Source organism: Paenibacillus sp. Negev47, from assembly GCF_058313655.1.
Genome location: NZ_CM177754.1, coordinates 1,223,319 through 1,243,418, shown reverse-complemented (window position 1 = coordinate 1,243,418; position 20,100 = coordinate 1,223,319). Strand labels below are relative to the sequence as shown.

At 46.5% G+C, this 20,100-nt stretch carries 15 protein-coding genes and 1 tRNA gene; 3 read left to right on the top strand and 13 right to left on the bottom strand.

What is annotated here, in order from left to right; all coding sequences use genetic code 11:
- Window positions 1–28: 28 nt before the first annotated feature.
- The 3 genes from AC4G47_RS05770 to AC4G47_RS05760 all read right to left on the bottom strand — a co-directional run bounded on the left by AC4G47_RS05770 (window position 29) and on the right by AC4G47_RS05760 (window position 6,828).
- Entirely contained in the window at window positions 29–4,042 is a 4,014-nt protein-coding gene (locus AC4G47_RS05770; RefSeq protein WP_491105230.1) for a S8 family serine peptidase, read from the bottom strand.
- A gap of 379 nt (window positions 4,043–4,421) precedes the next feature.
- A complete protein-coding gene (locus AC4G47_RS05765; RefSeq protein ID WP_491105228.1) occupies window positions 4,422–5,195 on the bottom strand; it encodes a class I SAM-dependent methyltransferase in 774 nt (257 codons plus the stop codon).
- A gap of 157 nt (window positions 5,196–5,352) precedes the next feature.
- Window positions 5,353–6,828 (bottom strand): RidA family protein, encoded by a 1,476-nt coding sequence (locus tag AC4G47_RS05760; protein WP_491105226.1) that lies wholly within the window; start codon window positions 6,826–6,828, stop codon window positions 5,353–5,355.
- 340 nt (window positions 6,829–7,168) lie between these two features.
- Here AC4G47_RS05760 and AC4G47_RS05755 point away from each other — a divergent pair, with 340 nt between their 5' ends.
- The gene (locus AC4G47_RS05755; protein WP_491105225.1) at window positions 7,169–9,187 is read left to right on the top strand and encodes a methyl-accepting chemotaxis protein; all 2,019 of its coding nucleotides are present in this window, start codon (window positions 7,169–7,171) and stop codon (window positions 9,185–9,187) included.
- Between the two features lie 196 nt (window positions 9,188–9,383).
- Here the strand turns inward: AC4G47_RS05755 and AC4G47_RS05750 are convergent.
- Window positions 9,384–9,457: transfer RNA gene (locus tag AC4G47_RS05750), tRNA-Arg, on the bottom strand.
- A 281-nt stretch (window positions 9,458–9,738) separates the two neighbouring features.
- Here AC4G47_RS05750 and AC4G47_RS05745 point away from each other — a divergent pair.
- Window positions 9,739–10,032 carry a magnetosome magnetite crystal formation protein family gene (locus AC4G47_RS05745; protein ID WP_062837822.1) on the top strand — a complete coding sequence of 98 codons (294 nt, stop codon included), beginning with the start codon at window positions 9,739–9,741 and terminating at the stop codon, window positions 10,030–10,032.
- Between the two features lie 163 nt (window positions 10,033–10,195).
- Here the strand turns inward: AC4G47_RS05745 and AC4G47_RS05740 are convergent, their stop codons facing one another.
- Both AC4G47_RS05740 and AC4G47_RS05735 read right to left on the bottom strand, forming a co-directional pair.
- Window positions 10,196–10,552 carry a hypothetical protein gene (locus tag AC4G47_RS05740; protein ID WP_491105223.1) on the bottom strand — a complete coding sequence of 119 codons (357 nt, stop codon included), beginning with the start codon at window positions 10,550–10,552 and terminating at the stop codon, window positions 10,196–10,198.
- A 30-nt stretch (window positions 10,553–10,582) separates the two neighbouring features.
- Entirely contained in the window at window positions 10,583–10,882 is a 300-nt protein-coding gene (locus tag AC4G47_RS05735) for a hypothetical protein (protein WP_491105221.1), read from the bottom strand.
- A gap of 193 nt (window positions 10,883–11,075) precedes the next feature.
- Here AC4G47_RS05735 and asnB point away from each other — a divergent pair, with 193 nt between their 5' ends.
- Window positions 11,076–12,920, top strand: coding sequence for an asparagine synthase (glutamine-hydrolyzing) (asnB, locus tag AC4G47_RS05730; protein WP_458123860.1), 1,845 nt, complete (start codon window positions 11,076–11,078; stop codon window positions 12,918–12,920).
- Between the two features lie 189 nt (window positions 12,921–13,109).
- On the opposite strand, the gene AC4G47_RS05725 is transcribed toward asnB, so the two are convergent.
- From AC4G47_RS05725 to rph, 7 genes are all read right to left on the bottom strand, one after another.
- Window positions 13,110–13,973, bottom strand: a complete 864-nt coding sequence (locus tag AC4G47_RS05725; protein ID WP_491105220.1) for an STM4011 family radical SAM protein — start codon at window positions 13,971–13,973, stop codon at window positions 13,110–13,112.
- Window positions 13,970–15,358, bottom strand: coding sequence for an STM4012 family radical SAM protein (locus tag AC4G47_RS05720; RefSeq protein ID WP_491105219.1), 1,389 nt, complete (start codon window positions 15,356–15,358; stop codon window positions 13,970–13,972). Before AC4G47_RS05720 ends, AC4G47_RS05725 begins: the two co-directional genes overlap by 4 nt.
- Before the next feature lie 16 nt (window positions 15,359–15,374).
- Window positions 15,375–16,160: an STM4013/SEN3800 family hydrolase gene (locus AC4G47_RS05715; protein ID WP_491105217.1), complete on the bottom strand. Its 786-nt coding sequence runs from the start codon at window positions 16,158–16,160 to the stop codon at window positions 15,375–15,377.
- Window positions 16,153–17,400, bottom strand: a complete 1,248-nt coding sequence (locus tag AC4G47_RS05710; protein ID WP_491105216.1) for an STM4014 family protein — start codon at window positions 17,398–17,400, stop codon at window positions 16,153–16,155. The genes AC4G47_RS05715 and AC4G47_RS05710 overlap by 8 nt, the downstream gene beginning before the upstream one ends.
- Before the next feature lie 21 nt (window positions 17,401–17,421).
- The gene (locus tag AC4G47_RS05705; protein ID WP_491105214.1) at window positions 17,422–18,267 is read right to left on the bottom strand and encodes an STM4015 family protein; all 846 of its coding nucleotides are present in this window, start codon (window positions 18,265–18,267) and stop codon (window positions 17,422–17,424) included.
- A gap of 349 nt (window positions 18,268–18,616) precedes the next feature.
- A complete protein-coding gene (locus AC4G47_RS05700; protein WP_491105213.1) occupies window positions 18,617–19,240 on the bottom strand; it encodes an XTP/dITP diphosphatase in 624 nt (207 codons plus the stop codon).
- A gap of 1 nt (window position 19,241) precedes the next feature.
- Entirely contained in the window at window positions 19,242–19,997 is a 756-nt protein-coding gene (gene rph / locus AC4G47_RS05695; protein ID WP_491105211.1) for a ribonuclease PH, read from the bottom strand.
- Between the last annotated feature and the right edge of the window lie 103 nt (window positions 19,998–20,100).

Here is a 20,100-nt window from a genome sequence, read left to right as displayed (position 1 = left end):
CAACGATCAGCTTATTGGGTGGACAAGCTTATTTCACTTTTACCGTAATCGTGTCTGTGCTGGTAACCCCGGCTGCGTTAATTAACTCAGCTCGATACGTATACGTGCCCGAAACCTTCCCGGACAGTGTCGTCACTGCATTTTGCGCAAGAGGTGTAACCGCACGGAGTTCTTGCGTGTCGATCAACTTATCATTTTCATAGAGACGATACTCAGAAGCATTCGTCCCCCACCACAGGTTCATGGTCACCTTATAATTGCCGTCGCCATCCCAGTTATCCTGAGAGAGAACCCCTTTGCCTGGCGTTGCGTTGGTAACCCTAACAGTCAACGTCTGACTCCGCGTTGTTCCCTTGTCGTTAGTTAGCTCCGCTACGTACGTATACGTACCGTTAGTTTTGCCCGTGATTTTCGTCTGAGCAGACTGCGCCGAAGGCGCGTTATAAGTCAACTTCTGCGTATCAACCAAAACCCCGTCTTCATATAATTTGTAGCTGGTTGCGTTCTCGCCCCACCACAGGTTCATGGTAACGATATACGAGCCTTCGGGTAGGCCGTTGCCCACCCAGTTATTGTGAGAAAGTACAGGCGTGCCTGGGGCCTTGGTAGCCGGAGTTTCAGGTTCGGTCTCCACGGCTTCCAATTTCAGTACCGTATTAGCTGTACCCGAAAGTCCCTGTTGGTCTTTCACCGTAAGTTCAACGGTATACTCACCCGCTTCGATCCCTACCAATGGAAGGCTAAAGCTGCCATCCGCTTGTACTCCAAAAGCACCCACGTTTTGAACCGAACCATCCTCGTTTTTCACAACATACGTTGCTTCCAGAGAAGCTGCAGGATCAAACGTTATGTCCCATCCACTGGCAAGCGCAGGAGCAACTCGGAAATACAAATCTTCCACGCTACCATTAATGATAGCAGATTGATCGGCTTTGAATTCCAACACTTCTGGTGCAGTTACAGCCGGAGCTGTCTTTTTCACCAAAAATGGAGAAGTATCTTCCTTATAGGTTTTGCCGTCCGTACCAATGGTAGTGATGTCAACTGTGTATAAACCATCCGGAATCTCAGTCACTTCATCGGTCGTGTAATCTGCATATGTGCCGTCCCAAGCAAGGTTATATCTTGCATTTGCGTTGAAGTTAAAATAGTTACCATAAATGGAGCCAATGTATCCATCCTGATAGTATCCACCTTCAGGGTTAAGACCATCATAAATCTCAATCAGGGCGAAAGTCATCGGATTATAGAATTCCATCGCAACATTCAGCGTATCCAATGTACCATCAGCCTTCAATGGATAGTGGAATGGATTTTTTTCAGTACCTTTTACCGTCTCAATATATTTAACTCCAGTCAACGTAACGTTGAAATGAGCAACATATGGCACCGTAAAGGTATTGGTTCCGTTCGACAACTCAATGTATCCTTGGGCTTCTGTAGCGGCAGTAACCCCACGTGGAACGGTGATTGTCACTGCAAGTTCTTCCTCACCATTCAGTGTGAACGAACTCTTGTCTACGGCAACGGAAACGCCAGCGACATTACGAGTCGGATTCACATTTACAGTGTAGTCCCCACCACTAGCATTCAGCGCTTCAACTTTGATCGTTTTGGTAATCGTCTTTTCATCTGTGCTCAGGAAATTACCGTAGTTGATGCTTCCAGTGATATTTTCCTTTTCAACAACTGCGCCACTCTCCGTGTATTGAGTAACATCAAGCACTTTGACAAAAGCAGCAGGATCGATGGTGTTCACAGCCTGAATACGGCCTGCACCTTGATCAAATACATCAAACTTCGTCGTATCCAGCACTTTACTATTGTTCATGAGCGCAACTTTGATATCAAATGGCGTCCAGTCCGGATGCTTTTCAATCAACAGCGCAATCAAACCTGCTACATGAGGTGTAGCCATACTTGTACCTGTTTTGCGATCATATGCTTGTGCGTAATCTGCATCTGGCTCATCCTTGCCGTAGGCAGGAATCGTAGACAAAATGCTCGTACCTGGAGCTACAATATCCGGTTTGATATCCAGCGTTACCTTTGCAGGTCCACGTGAACTGGATGAATTCATTTCATCGCCCGGAGTTTGAGCACGTTCAAAATCACTAAAGCTCACTTCAACGGCTTGTCCTGCGTCCAGCTCAGCCTTGATCACATCTCCATCTTCCTTGGACATGCTCAGGGTCGGAATGAGTTCAAAGTTATCGCCCAGACTTACACCGATCGGACCCGGAATATTGTTATATACAATAACAGCCACGGCTCCAGCCGCTTTGGCATTGGCGATTTTCTCTACAAATGCGAGTTCACCACGCTGTACGAATGCGACTTTACCCGTAAAATCCTTGCCTTCAAAATCAGTTGGCTTACCCAGTGCTGCATATTCAAGCTCATATTTCTCTGTCAAAACAGTTTCAGGGTCTGCCGACAGGCTCCAGCCCATCAGATCCAGGCGGTAAACCGACTCTGTAATAGCCAGCGGAGCTTCAGTCGGAGCAATTACAGACTCTTCTTCCACAGGGGCAGCTTCAGGAGAATCTTCAACTGGTGCAGAAGGTGATGCAGATGGCGTATTTTCTTCCGCTGTAGCTTCTTCTACATTCGGAACTTCAGCGTCGACAGGCGTTTCAGCTGTAATTCCCTCTTGTTCTGATCCAACAACTGAAGTTTCATCAGAAACTGCGTCCTCCACACCTGCTGCACTTTCCTCAGTAGCAGTTGCGGGTACACCTTGCTCTGAAACTTCTGGTGCTTCCGTTCCAGGTGCTGTCCCCAGTTCAGGAGATTGTTCAACCTCTGGGACCAGTTGTTGTTCAGGCAACGTCTCCTCGCCTTCTTCACCAATCAAGAAGTGAGTATCCGCTGTAATAAGCTGGCTAGGACCTGTGGAGTTACCTACCGTAATGGCCATTGCAGACGCACCCGGAGAACCGAGTGTATAACGGTTAGGTCCACTGTTACCACTTGCTACAACCGCTGTCACACCAGACAACATCGCATTGTTAAGAGCAACGGAAGTAACATAACTCGGATCGTTAGCGGCGTTACCCAACGAGAGATTGATTATATCCATGCCATCTTCAACCGAACGATCGATTCCGCCGAGTACCCATGACGTTTGACCACTACCATACGGCCCAAGTACACGGTAAGCATAAATATCTGCTTCAGGAGCAACGCCAACAATGCCGTAGTCCCCCGCTTCGCGAGCAGCAATGGTACCTGCTACGTGTGTACCGTGGGATGTGTAATAGGCGCTTCCATTAGCGTTAAACTCAGGTTCCCCTGAACTTTTCCATTCTTGATATGTTGCTTCATACGGATCACTGTCGTTTCCAACAAAGTCCCATCCGCCTTTGTAGGCTTCTAGCAAATTAGGATGTTCGTAGTCAATCCCTGTATCAATAACACCTACTTTGATGCCATTTCCTTTGTAACCCAGATCCCATACTTCAGGTGCACCAATAAAAGGTGCTGTGTCTTTCATGTATGGGTTCACTTCATCTGTCTCGGGAGCTATAGTAACTTCAAGGTCAGGATATACGCTGACAACGCCTGGTATCTGTAGCAATTGTCCCACTTGGTTTCCTTTAAGCTCAATCGCTACACCGTTCAGGGCATATGCATACTCTTCCAATACTTCATGTTTGATTTTCTTCTGAGTGAGGCTATGTACAAATGACTGTTGTTGTTGCTCAACTTGAGTCACAGCCTTTGTTTCCATAGAGGAGGTAAAAGATTTTCCTGAGAGGGTTGATTCGCCTTGCGCTACTGCAACAGGTTTATTGGAAAGTTCAACGATAACTCGGGTGTTTTCTCCACCCAGGCCTTCCAAGCTTTTATCCAAAAATGGATCTGCGGCAAGTTTTGCTTCTCGCCCTGCAAGAATCTCTCTCCATTGTTTCGCTTCGGCTGTACTTGGTATGTTCTCAAGCTGAATAGCTGAATCTGCGGGAGCGGCTCCAGCCGCTGGGAGGATAATAGAAAAGACCATCAAAACACTTAATAACGTGGATATCAATCGTTTACTCAAGGCTATGCCCCTCCTTTTTGAATGTGAGTACCTCACCAAATGATGGGTTCCTGCTGTTCGCAAGTACTGCAATACTTACTCCAATTCCACCGCCTATCTGCAAGAGGATTGACCCTTGGTAAATTATTCTATCAAAATACCACATTTCCCTTCTAAATAATTACAAATATGATATAGAAATTACTTATATGGGTCTTGAGTATGATAAAAATATCCATTTGTAATTATTTGTCGTTTGAATATTCCATTTTTATAATAATGTATTAAAAAGACCAAGATTCTCTTTATCAGCAAGAGATTCCTGGTCTTAATTTGAAGGATAGATATTGTACAAAAGACCAATATAATTCTTTTAACAGAGATTGAATAATATCAAATTTTAATTTTCTGGCTTAACAGCTTCAATACGCAAACGTTTGTAATCAGCATATACCGCATCATCTTTCCAGAGGTGAGGCATCACAATCTGACTGGTTTCCTGACACAATTGTTGTATCTCATTAGAACTGAAACCTGCAAAATAGTCGTCTCCAAAATGAGCCAACCAGCCTACTATACCTTGCTCTCCATCTTCCAGTCTGGTAGGACGGTCGTAGTGATAGGCCTGTCGCACCAAAAATCCATTTTGTTCCAAGATATTGCTGTATTCTCCGATCGAAGGAAAATACCACGGATTGCGTTCTGATGCACGAATCCCCGTGTTGCGTTCCAATACCTCCTCTATAGCATTCACAATGATCTGCACGTTCCCTTTACCGCCGAATTCTGCGACAAAACGCCCTCCGGGCTTCAAAGATTTCCATATGCTGTCCACTACTAGTCGTGGACTTCGCATCCAGTGCAGAGCTGCATTGGAGAAGACGGCATCATACGGTCTATTCATCTCAAACTGATGACCGTCTCCTTCCACGAACTCAAGTTCAGGGAACTTCTCTCTCGCACGGCGAATCATATCCGGCGATGCATCCATGCCACTAACCTCAGCTTCGGCCAGAGAAATTTCATACGTCAAATCCCCCGTCCCGCAACCCAGATCAAGGATGTATTCCCCTTTTTGGGGTTGAAGCCAAGAGATCAGATTTTTGCCGTATCCGGACACAAAAGCCAGTTTGTTATCATATTCTTCTGCCTGCCACTGATTTAATGATTTCATGGAACCACCGTCGCTTTCGTTATTGGTATCCTCATTGTGGCACAAAACAATTTATTGTTTAAATATATAAATTCTATTTATTTGATAGGTTATACCTATATTAAATCCAGCTAGAATAGGGCCCACGTTATGCAGGCCCCTTCTGGTTTATCTTCATTTATTGTTCAGGTGCGTAGAATGTACCTTCGACTTCGACAATATCATCCTGATTCAGACGATCCACTTCAATAATCGTGCGGGGTGGATAAGGTCCTGAACCCCAAAGTTCTTTTTGGATTTGGTTAACTATGGGACGATAACGATACATATCTGTGACATATACGATGATTCGTGTCGCATCCCGCAGTTTGGCTCCTTCAGATTCAGCAATTAACTTCATGTTCTGAAAAGCCTGGCGAATTCGACCCTCTTCATCAGCAACAAGTTTATTGGTGCTTGGATCAATCCCGCGCATACCCGCCACATATATGTTGTCTCCTGCACGAGTCCCCAGATTCCAAGTCCCTGTGGACTGGATAGCCCCTTTAGGTAAAAGTGTTTTTACTCCATTTGGGGATACGGTGATGCTGGTTGACGGTTTGGTATTCGAAGTTACAACGTTTGCCACGTTACCACTACTGTTGGAGTTCCCCTTGGAATTCCCCGAATTCATTGTTGCTTGCGGTGCGTAGAACGTACCTTCTACCTCTACGATGTCATCCTGGTTCAGACGATCCACTTCTACAATTGTACGTGGCGGATATGGTCCTGCCCCCCACAGTTCTTCCTGAATTTGATTGACGATGGGGCGATAACGGTACATGTCCGTCACATATACAATGAGACGTGTCGCATCCTGAAGCGTAGCCCCTTCGGATTCAGCAATCAGCTTCATGTTGAGGAATGCCTGACGAATTCGATCCTCTTCATCGCTCACAAGTTTATTTGTGCTTGGATCGATACCACGCATGCCTGCAACAAAAATGGTATCTCCAGCTCTAGAACCCAGGTTCCATGTTCCAGTAGACTGGATAGCCCCTTTAGGGGAAAGCGTTTTTACTCCATTTGGCGATACATTGGTGTTTATTGTCGTTTTCCCATTACTGACGGAGTTACCTTGAGAAATCCCCGATTTAGATGCTACTTTCGGTGCATAGAACGTACCTTCCACCTCTACAATATCGTCTTGGTTCAGACGATCCACTTCTATGATCGTACGTGGTGGGTAAGGACCTGCCCCCCATAGTTCTTCCTGAATTTGATTGACGATAGGACGGTACCGATACATGTCTGTTACATAAACGACAAGACGCGTCGCATCTTGAAGCGAAGCCCCTTCGGATTCAGCAATCAGTTTCATATTGAGAAACGCCTGACGAATCCGTCCTTCTTCATCGTCCACTAGCTTGTTCGTGCTGGGATCAATCCCACGCATACCTGCCACATAAATATAATCTCCTGCACGAGTTCCTACATCCCAGGTGCCTGTCGACTGGATGGCACCTTTGGGGGATAAGGTCTCTACGCCATGGGGCGAAACCACGGTAACTTTAGAAGCGAATGCGGGAGCGCTGATTGCGGCAAAACCCAACTGCAACGCAAGCACCCCAGCCGTCAATCGCCGTATCGTTTTTCCTGTCTGCTTACTTGTCATCTCCAACAACCTTTCCTATGTATGCATATTAAAATATTCTCGCTAACTATATCACAAGTACACATTCTGTCAATTTTCAAATAGGCACTAAAGACTATTTTTCTGGATTATATGCACAAATAAACACGTCTTTAAGACTATAAAATATTATAATTTATTAAAAAATACTTAAATTATGTGAAATAATTCTATTTTATTCGTCGAATCTTAACGCTTTCATAAATTTTATGACTAAATACCTAAACTTTTCAAGTTTTCATACCGACATAAAGAACTGTCCCATTTCATATGCGGAACGATTATATGTTTAAATACGATTGCAAAAGAAAGGATATGAGAAATGAAGAAGCCAACAGCATCATCCTCCAACAACCGTTTTCAACTAGACAAGCTTATATTGGGCAAAAATATAACGATCAGAACACGTCTGAGTATCGCTTTTCTAGTTATACTTGTCCTACCAACTGCAGGTCTGGGATGGTTATCCTACCTCACAGCCAAAGATGATATTACCGAACAATTTATGAAAAATACCCGTCAGTCTGTAGAAAGCGTGAATACTCAGATTGACACGTTAATCAATACCAGCTTAGAGGATCTGGATTATTTGTCTCAAACGGTTAACAATGGAATGATCGCAGGTGATGAAAGCCCTGAACTAAGACAAATTCTCGATCCCATTAAAGCAGTTAAATCAGAATATGATCATGTTCAATTTGCCACAACAGAAGGTAAGCTTTTGAATTCACCACAGCAAACATTTGCTGAAGACTTCGATCCACGAGAACGGGCATGGTACTCCATGGCGATGGATAAGAAAGGTCAGGCACTTGTAAATAGCCCAATCATTAGCCAAGATGGCAAAGTCATCGTAGTTCCTTCCATGGCAACTGCTGATGGTTCTGGTGTCGTAAGTATCGTTCTGAGTCTTACTAATTTTGCTGAACAGGTAAACAAGATCAAGGTTGGCGAGACAGGAACTGTCTCCATTTTGGATAAAGATTATAAATACATAACTCATCCAACCATGGAAATTGGTACGGAAGACAAGGAGACTTATATTGAACAAATGAATGTTCAGCCTTCCGGCGATGTAGAATTCGAATCCGATGGAAACGATAAGATCGCTGTATATCAAACGAATGAGCTTACAGGATGGAAAATTGTTGGCATCATTGATGTAGAAGAAATTTCAGCTGCAAGCCGTGGAATTTTGATTACAACGTTGATTATTATTGGCATTTCTATTGTTGGTGGCACCCTACTTGCATTCTGGGTCATCCGCTCCATCGACATACCGTTGAAAAGATTGATGGTTGCTACCAATAATATTGCAGCAGGTGATTTGACGAACGAAGTCAAGATTACCTCAAAAGATGAACTGGGTGAACTATCCGCAGCGGTGAATCAGATGTCCGGTAATCTAAGACAATTAGTTTCACAGGTTGGATTTAATTCAGAACAGGTCGCTGCCACATCAGAGGAATTATCAGCCAGCGCTGAACAAACCCGGACAACGGCCGACTTTATCTCAGAGGCTGTGCAGCATATTGCTGACGGCTCCGAAAAGCTTGTAAACAATTCAACTGCCTTTACACAGTCCACTGAGGAAATATCCAAAGGTATGAATCAGGCTGCAACATCAATTCAGCATGTCACTCAATTAACAACCAGCGCCAACGAGAAAGCAAAAGAGGGTGCAGAAGTCGTCAATCATGCGGTAACGCAAATGAATGTTATTTCCGCAAAAGTTAACCATACCTCAAACGTCGTTCATGCATTGGGACAGAAAACGGACGAGATTGGAAATATTATCGGCTTGATTACCGAAATTTCAAGTCAGACGAATCTGCTTGCGCTGAACGCTGCAATTGAGGCAGCTCGTGCCGGAGAACATGGTCGCGGATTCGCTGTAGTCGCTGATGAGGTGAGAAAATTGGCTGAACAATCAACGGTATCCGCCGAGAAAATTCGCAAATTGGTGTATGAAGTCCGTGAAGAAACCGCTAATGCGGTAACGTCCATGAATGAAGGAACAGCTGTAGTACAGGAAGGAATATCTCTGGTTTCTTTAACTGGGGAGGCTTTCAATGATATTGTGCAGTCCATTGATCGTGTCGCTTCTGAATCCATCGATGTGTCTTCCATCGTGGAACAGGTACACGCCAGTGCGCAAAATATGGTCAATATGGCTGAAAGTGTTGCAGTCATTGCAGAACAATCCGCAGGTAACACGCAAAATGTTGCGGCATCGACAGAACAACAAAGTGCATCCATGGTAGAGGTATCTGCATCCGCAGACAGTCTGAGCCAAATGGCTCAACAGCTTCAGGAAGTCATTGGTAAATTCAAGGTATAATGCTCTAAGTTAAACTTTTTTTGAAATAACGAAAGCTCCTCTTGAGTTCTTGAGGAGCTTTTTACGTTTTGGAGGACATTATAAATCTACAGTCAAGACTGCGAAGTAGTGCTACCGAAGTTAATACTCCGACGAACCGTTGGGGTTCTCTTCCCCTGAACGCAAAAAAACTTCCCAGAAGGAAGTTTTCTTTTTACGTCCCAGGAGGGATTCGAACCCCCGACCGACGCCTTAGAAGGGCGTTGCTCTATCCAGCTGAGCTACTGAGACAAATATGTATAATAAATTTTCGGCGCGGTTCTTATTATACTCTGTTTTCTATATTTTTCAATAGTTTTATAAAAAAATTAATAATCACACTTATAAATGTACTTTTCTGTGTTATTTTTCATACTCCAGTACCATTCGGAATATGATAGCTTGAACCGGGCTATATTGAGGAGATGGGTACTACTTGATTAGGATTTACTTAAGACATTTTCAATGTCAGGATTGCTGGGTAATCTTTTGCATACATACATTTCAATGTTCCATTGAAGGAGAGAATCGTCATGAGACAACTTTTATCAGCCCTATCCTATTTCAGCATTTTCTTTGCCCCGTTCCTGTTTCCGATCATTATATGGATTGTTGCCAAGGATGCTTACATTGAGGGACATGCCAAACGCGCCTTATTCTCACATGTATTCCCGTTTCTCGCTGCCATTCCGCTATTTTATTTCTTCGTGACAGCGCATAGCCTGGGTTCTGCCGTCGGGTTTGTCATTCTATTCTTTGTGATCTACGGGTTAAGCTTTGTATACAACGTGGTCAAAGGGATTCAAGTGCTTCGTGAGTATGCTTGATTACCTCTCCACCTGGATCTGACCTCGCATAACAAACCCCGCCGTTCAACAACGGCGGGGTTTGCTAGTTACAGGTGCATTAGGAAGGTCAATGTGTACGCTGAACAGTCCATCGTCCAATTCCTATCCGGAATCACTACATGTGTTGCCGGAGTCTTCCCTGTTAAGCCTGCCCAATCAGATAGCGCTGAAGTGTTGGACCAAGCAAACCAAAGGCAAACAGTTCACTTTGAAACCGAGCTTTATCTTCTTCGGCAGTAATGCCCTCACTGTTCTCAAAGGCTGTTTCCGTCGCCTCTTCAAATGCGGTATGCATATTATTGTTATACCAGTCGATCGCCGAATCGGAGTGATTACGTACAATTCGAACAACTTCCAGCGAATTTCCGGGCTGAGTGGAGGCCACGTATACAAGTAATGACGGGTCTCCAGCATTTGCAGGCTGCACTTCAACCTCTGCACAGGACAATCCATCTACCTCAGTTAATCTGCGTATTTTCGCATCTTGAATGGCATACATTCGTATCGCGCTCCTTTTCCTTTGTGCTTATCATGTACTTTGTTCAATCTGGTATCGCGTCTCTGGTGTACCCAATCGATAAATCTCCCGATACACCTGTTGTAATACCGTTTCATACGCCCGATTTACAGACTCCTCCGGTGTATCCGGCCATGGGAATACCATGCCAGGAAAGGACTCTTCCTCCTTTTCCTGCATGAGATTGAGCAGTCCCAGTAATTGCTCCGCTTCCTGTGGTGTTGCCTGAATGATCCATTCATACGATGTTACAGACGGATCCGGAATAACGGAGCGGCCCATGACAGACACATAATACTTCATACTGTCCATTGCATGTTCTCTCCTTCACAGGCATGTTGAGGCCGTTGTCCCTAGAACTAGTTTCCGAAGAGGACAGACATTTTATGCCTGCTTTCGGCATATATTTGTTACGACTTCTGACGAAAAAGACAACATTTGCTGGCTGTCATTGCCTCAAACAGCCATACGGATGAATGACTCGACCAAGAAAGGATGAACAACCATGTGCGGTATTACCGGCTTCATACAGTGGAATCGGGATTTGACCCAGGAATCAGAGCTGCTGGTCCGGATGACGGACAGCTTGTCGAACCGGGGGCCCGACGCTTCAGGTACATGGATCTCCAATCCTTGTGCCTTTGGACATCGGCGTCTTAGTGTGATGGACCCCGAGAACGGGGCACAGCCCATGCATGCGTTACAAGGAGATACCTCCTATACCGTCGTGTATAACGGAGAACTATACAATGCACCCGAGTTGAAAAAGGAATTGCTCCAGCGGGGGCATCAGTTCCGTACGCAATGTGATACGGAAGTGTTGCTCGCCTCTTATATCGAGTGGGGACCGGCATGCGTTGACCGGTTTAACGGTATTTTCGCTTTTGCCATCTGGGATGGTGGACGTGAACAGGTTTTTATCGCACGGGATCGCCTTGGCGTGAAACCTCTGTTCTACAGTAATGCAAAAGACACCCTCGTATTCGGCTCGGAGCCCAAAGCACTGCTCATTCACCCGGATGTGGAAGCTGCTGTTGGCCCAGAAGGATTAGCCGAAGTCTTCATTGTAGGACCTGCCCGGACACCTGGACACGGTGTGTATTCTTCACTGAGCGAACTCAAGCCTGCGCATGCGCTAATCTACAACCGAAACGGAATTCGTACCTATGCCTACTGGAAACTGGAAAGCCACAATCACGAACATAACCTGGAAGAGACGGCCGCCGAAGTGCGAACCCTCTTGCAAGATACACTGGAGCGCCAGTTGGCATCAGACGTCCCTGTCTGCTCGCTTTTATCAGGAGGACTGGACTCCAGTGCCTTGTCTGCATTAGCCGTGGATTATTACAACCGGACGGGGCAAGGCCAAGTCCGTACGTATTCTGTCGATTATGTGGATAACGCCAAGCATTTCCAGGCCCATTCCTTCCAGCCGGGAGCAGATGGACCGTGGATTAAGCGAATGGTAGATGAACTCAAGACCGATCATCATTGGATTGAGATCGAGAACGGAGAACTGGTTCATGCACTGACACAGGCCATGCTTGTGCGGGATCTGCCCGGCATGGCGGATGTGGACTCCTCGCTCTATCTATTCTGTAAGGAAATCAAAAAAGGAGCCACGGTTGCCATTTCAGGCGAAGCGGCGGACGAAGTGTTTGGCGGCTACCCTTGGTTCCATCGGGAAGATATGCTGAACTCCGGTACGTTTCCGTGGTCTGTAGCGCCTGATATGAGAGCAGCCTTATTATCCCCGGACATTCGGGAATGGATTCGGCCACTAGACTATCTGGCAGACCGCTATTCTGATGCCGTGGCTGAAGTACCTCTTTTGGATGGGGAAACGGGCAAAGCTGCACAAATGCGGGTGATGTCTTACCTGAATATCACACGTTTCATGCCTACTCTTCTGGATCGCAAAGACCGGATGAGTATGGGGGCAGGATTGGAAGTACGTGTACCTTACTGTGACCATCGTCTGATCCAATACGTGTTTAACATCCCATGGGAAATGAAAATAACGGGTGGAAGGGAAAAAGGCATTCTGCGTAAAGCACTCGAAGGTGTCCTGCCTGACGATGTGTTATACCGCAAAAAGAGTCCATACCCGAAAACACATAATCCACAATACCTGGCTGCGGTCAAACAACAGGTACTTGATATCCTGGATGATCCCACATCTCCTATTTTGCCTTTGATCGATAAAGCTCAGATCCGTAATCTTGCATCTTCGCCCGATGCAGCTTCCAATCTCCCCTGGTTCGGACAGTTAATGTCAGGTCCGCAGTTATTTGCATATCTGACTCAGATCAATACCTGGTTGAGAACGTATAAAGTCGCTATTCGATAGAATTGCCTTCTGATTTCCATTCACAAAAAAAAGACGTCCGGTGAACAGCATAACTGTTGCTCACCGGACGGACATCTTATTGTTATACACAAATCAATTCATATGTGCTGAAATGGACATTGAAACCCGTCCATCGTTACACTTTTAGTGAACCTACTTTAATGTTTATTTCGTTCTCCCTTGCCGTGCTTATTGCTTAATGAATACCGGATTTCGTTCAAGCAGCCCACTGCCAAACGTATCCCTGAACGGAGAATCCTCCATATGGATATAACCAATGTAACAGCCACACTTTTTCATGCGACATGGCCGATCCGCGGACAAAGCCTGCAAACCATCACGATACAGATGCCCAATGATCCGGCGATCCTTGTAACACCTCTTCACATGCCCTGAACCTTGTACATAAAACACTTCCGAACCGGCAGCACATCGTTTGCCCAAGCTCTCATAGTCCTGCAGATTGCCTTCAAAAAGCGGATCAAGTCCACGTAAAAACTGAATCTCTTCCGGCGTATAATACTTCGGACGATCTTTAAATGCATTAACCCACATGTACACATCATCCGGTAAAGCCTGTCTCATGGATTCGATGGCGGGGAATGCACTGCGGATTCCCACTGTACCAACACTAAAAGCAAGCCCCATCTGACGCAAGGTCAGACATTGTTTTACAAAAGAAGCTTCTTTTGTCTCACGAGGATGATACGTCGCCCAAAAGGCTGCTTTATTCGCATCTAACTCCCTCGCCCAATCCAGCTTGACGGACAGGTTGGTTTGGATCGCAACTTTTTCCACATGTGGCATATGTGACAGCTCAACCATGGCTTCACGATACCAGCGCCGTACCAAAGCTTCACCATAGGGATTGAAGAAAATCGAAAATTGATGCCCTTCAACTTCCTGCTCCCTCACCCAATTCACAAATTGACGCAATTGTTGTTCATCCACTTCCAACGTCTCTTTGGAATCCACCGTTTTGCTAAAAGGGCAGTATGGACAGTCGTAATTACAGGAAGACAACTTCCCCCGATAATACAAAGTCGCTCTCATGAGAAAACAAACCCTTCCATCTGTTCACGAATTTCGGCAGATATAAGCCAATCTCCAATCGCATCGGAGTAACCCAGTCCCTCTTCAGTCAGACGCAGTACCTGCTTGCCCTCATCATTCTCCAGCTCGGCCATACCCTCTGTCAACAGTTCAGCCAACCAGACATAGTCGGACATCACATCGGTACCGAAGCGCTCATGGTAGTCAGACAACGTCAATCCCTCCCGATGCAGCAATGCTTTCAGAATGAAACGCCGTCTCTGTTCCTCACGGCTTAACACGATACCATAGTCCGCCACATCGTAGCGCTCAGTAGCCACATAATCGGCAATGATGCTTTGCGTGGCCTTGTAACTCACGCCATACTTGGAAGCATAGTGTACTTCACTGGTATAGGAACGTGCCCCGCATCCCAGACCAACCATGCCTTCCTCCTGACAGCTGTATGGCAGAAGTGCTTTGGAGGACGATTGTTCCCTGGCAAATCTGCGCATCGAATACTGCACATAACCTTTGCTTTTTAATGTCTCACGCGCAGCTTTGTATAGCTCCATCCGAATATCAGGTCCCTGACGGCGAATATCATCAGGCTTCACGATCGTATTTTCCCGTGTATACAAGGGATAGATGAAGATTTCACCCGGCTCGTAGGCTAACACTCTCTCCAGTGAATAGATCCATGATTCAACCGTTTGCCCTGGCAGACCATAGATCAGATCCAGATTCAACAATGGGAAATCATAACGCTTAAGCTTCTCAAGCGCTCGTTCGACCTCCTGCGGTTTTTGCGGACGATAGATGGCGGATGCTTCAGCTTCAATAAAACTCTGAATCCCCATACTGACACGATCCACACTTCGTTCCTTCATAATGGCAAGCTTGGCTTCCGTAACCGTATCCGGCGACGTTTCCACCGAAATCGATGCATGAGCAGGGTCCATTCCCATCACATGTTCGGCAATATCAAACAAACGATTCAACTGAACCTCATTCAATAATGTAGGAGTCCCCCCACCAATCGCGAACCTCGAATACGGTCTGCGAGATGTAATGGGTGCCCACTGCTTCGCTTGACGTTCCAGCGCATCCACATAGCGTTCATGGGTATCATCCCGTCGATCCGGCAGTGTGAACAGATTACAGAAACCGCAACGAGCAGCGCAAAAGGGAATGTGCATATATAAAAAATATGTATCGGTATTCTCTTTTTCCCATAGTGGCCCCAGCGGCAGCGGTGGGTCAAGCTCCCGATATGCGGTCTTGTGCGGGTATGAATATAAGTAAGAACGATACGGGAATGCCAGTACTTCACTGAGACCTGTAGCGATGTTGGATCCAGACGGTGTGGAATGGCCTGTTGTCGTATGATGTGATTGTTTGTCCATTGGTTTCCTCCTGTCTCTATAATAAAAATTCGCGATAAGGTACGGTCCAGACCACATCATGTGCAAGCCGGTGCCCTTGATATCCATCTTCACCGTAAGCCGTACCATGATCGGAAAAAGCGAGGCAAAATGCAGGGCGGTCACGTTTCCTCATCGCCTCGAACAATGGTCCAAGAGCCTCGTCTACATATTGAAGTGCAGCACGCTGAGTCTCCACCGAGTCCTCCTTGGCTCCTTCTACATAATAACGATTGGGGCCATGAATAGCAGACACGTTCAAAAACATAAATACCTTTTCATCCGGCGCGGTCTTTTCAAGCAACTTTAATGCATGCTGTACCTGATGCTCTGTCGATTTGGGATTGGTTACCCCAAAGTTCATTCGCCAGTAGCTCTGTTGGAAATAGCCGGGTAATACTTTCGCAAGCGGATTCTTTTTCGTAAAAAAGATGACACCGCCAATACAGATGGTACGGTAACCTTCAGCCGCGAATCCAGATACGATATCCGGTGTATCAAACAGCCAGGTGTGCGGATGTGTCTTGAGTCCGGTATTCCGGGAATGAAACAGCCTTATGTGAGATGCCTTGTCCGTATTGGCAGGAGTGGGCATAAAACCACCAAAAAAAGCATGATGCGCCGCATATGTAAAACTGCCCGGGGTATGACGCTTCTCCCATGGACCCGAACCACACAGATTAGGACAATTCTCCTCTTCAAGCTTGGCTACGTCATATCGCAAAGTATCCAAGGTAATCATTAACAGATCATGGGAGCCCACAATGGTGTTCATATCAGTCATGTTGAATAGGCTCCTTTCGTAAAAGTTCCATTTCCCATTCGTAGGTTCCAAGTCCATGATGTTGGACTCTGTACAGTAAATCTCCGAATGGATTCACATCCAGCACATAAGCAAGTGGGTTCGCGCCACTAGTAAGCAGTACATCAATCCCCGCTGACCACGAGTTGGGAAATGCAGACATGGCTGCTTGCGCTTCCGCCCGGACTAGCGACATCCGCTGTTCATCCAGACCTGCTTCAGCAGGCAGCATACGCTCATTGCGCAGATGAAGATTGGTAATCGGCGTACGGCTCAGCCGCATAATCGCATGACCTGCCTGTCCGCCTGCAACCAGTTGACGAATATCATAGGCGCGTTGATCAAGCGTGGCCTTGGGCATCCACCGTTCAACCTGTGCACCTTCTGCACATAGCCAGTTCATCAACGTAGCAATCTCTTCACTGCGGGTATACTTGCGTATACGTCCCTCATTGAAGAAAATCGTCTTGCCTTGTGCCTGTTCCATTCCCATCGTCGTTACAGCGATTTCGTCACCCGTACGCGGGTTAACTTGGTACGCCACAACGCCTGAAGCTCCGGAGCCACTTGCGAGCTTTACAAATACACGGTTCATACCGGCATATTGCATAGCTGTACGCAAGTCGGTGTAACTTCGGATCGGCTGTGAAGACTGGAGCGTAGGCGGTACCTGAACCCCATGAGAAGATAGATGCTGCTGACATGCTCTCTTGTCAAACATCAGTTGGATGTCACCAGGATCATTCATAAATCGGACTTCAGGCCATATTTCACGAGCCTCACGGCCCATTCGATCCAGACATGCTTTCCAGCCACGGAACCACTGGGCAGGAGCGTAGATTCTTCCCCACTCCTGTTCCAGTCCAAGTACCTGTTCTGCGGAGAAGGCTTCTGCACCCCTTCCATCCAATAAGAGTGGCGTATTGTTCATAGCGCCAAGGAATAGCAATTCACGCTCTACTTCCCAATCCTCACCAGGAGCATCAATCCGAATCAGGGGTACAGGCAGGTTGGAATGCACTGTATCAGCGATCGTTCCGCCGTGTCTCCAGTTCTGAAGCAATTGAGCATATGGCAGTACAACCGCAGGTTTCAAACCCAATCTATTTCGGGCCTCTTGCAACCCTTGGGTTCGGCGATTATTTGGGTTTCCAATCAACAATAAGGGCTGATCTTCCGTTGAATCGCGCACATCTATGGGTTGATGCAGGCTTTCCTTCATTTCCGTTACGCCTGACATCAACTATTCCGTTAACGACGGGTAGCGCCAGTCATCCTCATCGCTCTGTTGCTGGTCACTGACATCTACGGATATGCCAGAGCTGTTCCAGCGACTGATCATTTCATTGGTCATGTAGTGGTAACTTAGATCGAGGTGTTTCAGTTTCTTGATCCTGTCACTGGCAAGCAGGGCCTCAGCCCCTTCATCAGACAATGTGCCCTGTGACAAATCGAGTACTTCAAGTTGATCCAGAATAGGCGCTTCAGCTGCTGCTTTCGCAATCTCATCCTGAATTTCACTGTCTTTCAGCCCCAAGTAAACCAGCTTTGGAAATAATCCTTGTTCCAGAAGGGGAAGCACATCTTCAAGTGAACCATCGAAACCATAATTATCGACGCCCAGATATAATTCCAGTTTACGCAATTCAGGCAACTTGGCATGGGTGATTGAAGATAACACATCTTTCGGCAGACCACCACAAATAATAATCAGTTCTTCGAGCTTGGCATGCTGAAGCGGTTCCAGACTAAGGCCGCTACTCCCCATTACAGAGAATGATTTTAATTCTGGAAAAGCACCCAACAGCGGGGTGAGATTCGTCTGAATAATCCACGATACTTCACATTCCTCGAATCCCATATCTCCAATGAACAGTTTTTTCAATGACGGAAAGCTTGGAGCCGACTCCTCAATGAGTGTACCCATGAACCCGTCAGGCGAGTTTTCATAAGCCTGTCCCCAATCTCCGATGATCAGACTTTCCAGTGAGCTGGCCTCTGGTTTAGCTGCCAGTTCCTTAATTAATTTCTCCATACGAATGCCGTCCTCATAATCATCGTAGGATACAACCAGCTTCACTTCTTGCATGAGCAAATCCCTCCGTCTAAGGTTCATATATGATTCGTTAATTTAGATGTTAACCCATACCACACAAGGCTTGCAACTTCTTCCAACTCCAGTCCCAAGTAGATTCCCAATCGTGCAATGTAAACCATTTCTCATATAGGTATAAGAACATACGTTCTACTATATAGTCGCAGAAATAGCCATCTTCATTTAGGTATATGGATGGACCTCGCCAAACCCGATCAAATACTTCATTTCATACAAAAAGCGTTAATGGCGGGTGAACCATCCCATCGGAATGCTTCTGTCCTTCCATTAACGCTTTGATGTTCACATATCATGAAGTTAAATCAAGATGTTCCGTTTAGTCTCAACCTTCAAGTCTGGATACGAGCGCTCTCAGCGCATGACCACGGTGGCTAATCGCCTGCTTTTGCTCCAGCGTCAACTCTGCCATTGTCATCTCGTATTCAGGGACATAGAAGAGCGGGTCATATCCAAAACCACCAGCACCTGCAGCTTCAGCTGTGATCCAGCCTTCCGCAGCGCCTTCTGCTTCATACTTATCACCTGTTGTCGGATCGTACAGTACCAGCGCACAGACGAAACGAGCGGGACTCAATAGTGGCTGCTCGGTGTCCTCACCGGATTTCAATGATTCCAGCGTCTCCAGCAACTTCGCATTATTCTGTGCATCCGTTGCTCCTTCGCCTGCATATCTCGCTGAATACACTCCCGGCTCCCCGTCCAACAGATCTACGCAAAGTCCTGAGTCATCTGCCAGAACGGGCAATCCAAGCGCATCACCAACCGCCTTGGCTTTCTTCCAGGCATTCTCCGCAAAAGTTACGCCATCTTCTACTACATCCGGCAGCTCTGGATAGTCAAACATGCTCTTGACCTCTTTGCCCAGTGGTGCGAAAGCATGAGCGAATTCACGGACTTTACCCGCATTGCGGGTTGCGACAATGAGGATTGGGCTGTCCAAGCTCATCTTAGGCTTCCCCTAATCCACGTGCGCCGATCTTGATCGCAATCGGTCCGAGTACTTCTTTTTGACGCTCGATCATTTCCAGAATTCCCTGCTCGCCCAGTTCCAACATTGCGTTCAGCTCACGGCGATCAAATGGTGCTTCCTCGCCTGTTCCCTGCAACTCGACGTATTTACCGCCACCTGTCATCACCAGGTTCATGTCCACCTTGGCTTTGGAATCTTCATCATAGTTCAGATCCAGTACAGGCTGTTCACCCACAACACCCACGCTTACCGCTGCAATGAAATCCGTAATCGGGAATACTTGCAGTTTGTGCTGTTGGGAAATCTTGTTCACGGCAAGCGCCAGTGCAACAAACGCACCGGTTATGGACGTTGTGCGTGTGCCTCCGTCGGCTTGAATGACATCACAGTCCAAGGTAATGGTACGCTCACCAAGAGCCTGCAGATTCACTACCGAGCGCAGTGCCCGACCAATCAGACGCTGGATTTCCATGGTGCGTCCAGTTAATTTGCCGCGATTGGCTTCACGTTGATTCCGGGTATGTGTTGCACGTGGCAACATGGAATATTCAGCTGTTACCCAGCCTTTACCCTGCCCTTTCATAAAGGGAGGAACACGTTCTTCTACTGTAGCTGTACAGATAACCTTTGTATCTCCAACTTCAATCAGTACAGAGCCCTCGGCGTATTTATTCGTGTTTACTGTTAAATTCAGCGGGCGCAGCTGTTCGCTGGTTCGTCCGTTTGATCTCATTTTTTCTGCCTCCTACGACTTAAGCATCCTGTAATGTTGAGCTTGTTCACACTTTTACTAATCCCTTATATTTTACCAAAGAGTTCGGTTAAAAGCATCCTTA

Excerpts from the sequence above, each read along its gene's own strand:
- AC4G47_RS05765 (WP_491105228.1), bottom strand. The coding sequence starts at position 5,195 with ATGAAATCATTAAATCAGTGGCAGGCAGAAGAATATGATAACAAACTG.
- AC4G47_RS05760 (WP_491105226.1), bottom strand. The coding sequence starts at position 6,828 with ATGACAAGTAAGCAGACAGGAAAAACGATACGGCGATTGACGGCTGGG.
- AC4G47_RS05755 (WP_491105225.1), top strand. The coding sequence starts at position 7,169 with ATGAAGAAGCCAACAGCATCATCCTCCAACAACCGTTTTCAACTAGAC.
- AC4G47_RS05745 (WP_062837822.1), top strand. The coding sequence starts at position 9,739 with ATGAGACAACTTTTATCAGCCCTATCCTATTTCAGCATTTTCTTTGCC.
- AC4G47_RS05740 (WP_491105223.1), bottom strand. The coding sequence starts at position 10,552 with ATGTATGCCATTCAAGATGCGAAAATACGCAGATTAACTGAGGTAGAT.
- AC4G47_RS05735 (WP_491105221.1), bottom strand. The coding sequence starts at position 10,882 with ATGGACAGTATGAAGTATTATGTGTCTGTCATGGGCCGCTCCGTTATT.
- asnB (WP_458123860.1), top strand. The coding sequence starts at position 11,076 with ATGTGCGGTATTACCGGCTTCATACAGTGGAATCGGGATTTGACCCAG.
- AC4G47_RS05725 (WP_491105220.1), bottom strand. The coding sequence starts at position 13,973 with ATGAGAGCGACTTTGTATTATCGGGGGAAGTTGTCTTCCTGTAATTAC.
- AC4G47_RS05720 (WP_491105219.1), bottom strand. The coding sequence starts at position 15,358 with ATGGACAAACAATCACATCATACGACAACAGGCCATTCCACACCGTCT.
- AC4G47_RS05715 (WP_491105217.1), bottom strand. The coding sequence starts at position 16,160 with ATGACTGATATGAACACCATTGTGGGCTCCCATGATCTGTTAATGATT.
- AC4G47_RS05710 (WP_491105216.1), bottom strand. The coding sequence starts at position 17,400 with ATGAAGGAAAGCCTGCATCAACCCATAGATGTGCGCGATTCAACGGAA.
- AC4G47_RS05705 (WP_491105214.1), bottom strand. The coding sequence starts at position 18,267 with ATGCAAGAAGTGAAGCTGGTTGTATCCTACGATGATTATGAGGACGGC.
- AC4G47_RS05700 (WP_491105213.1), bottom strand. The coding sequence starts at position 19,240 with ATGAGCTTGGACAGCCCAATCCTCATTGTCGCAACCCGCAATGCGGGT.
- rph (WP_491105211.1), bottom strand. The coding sequence starts at position 19,997 with ATGAGATCAAACGGACGAACCAGCGAACAGCTGCGCCCGCTGAATTTA.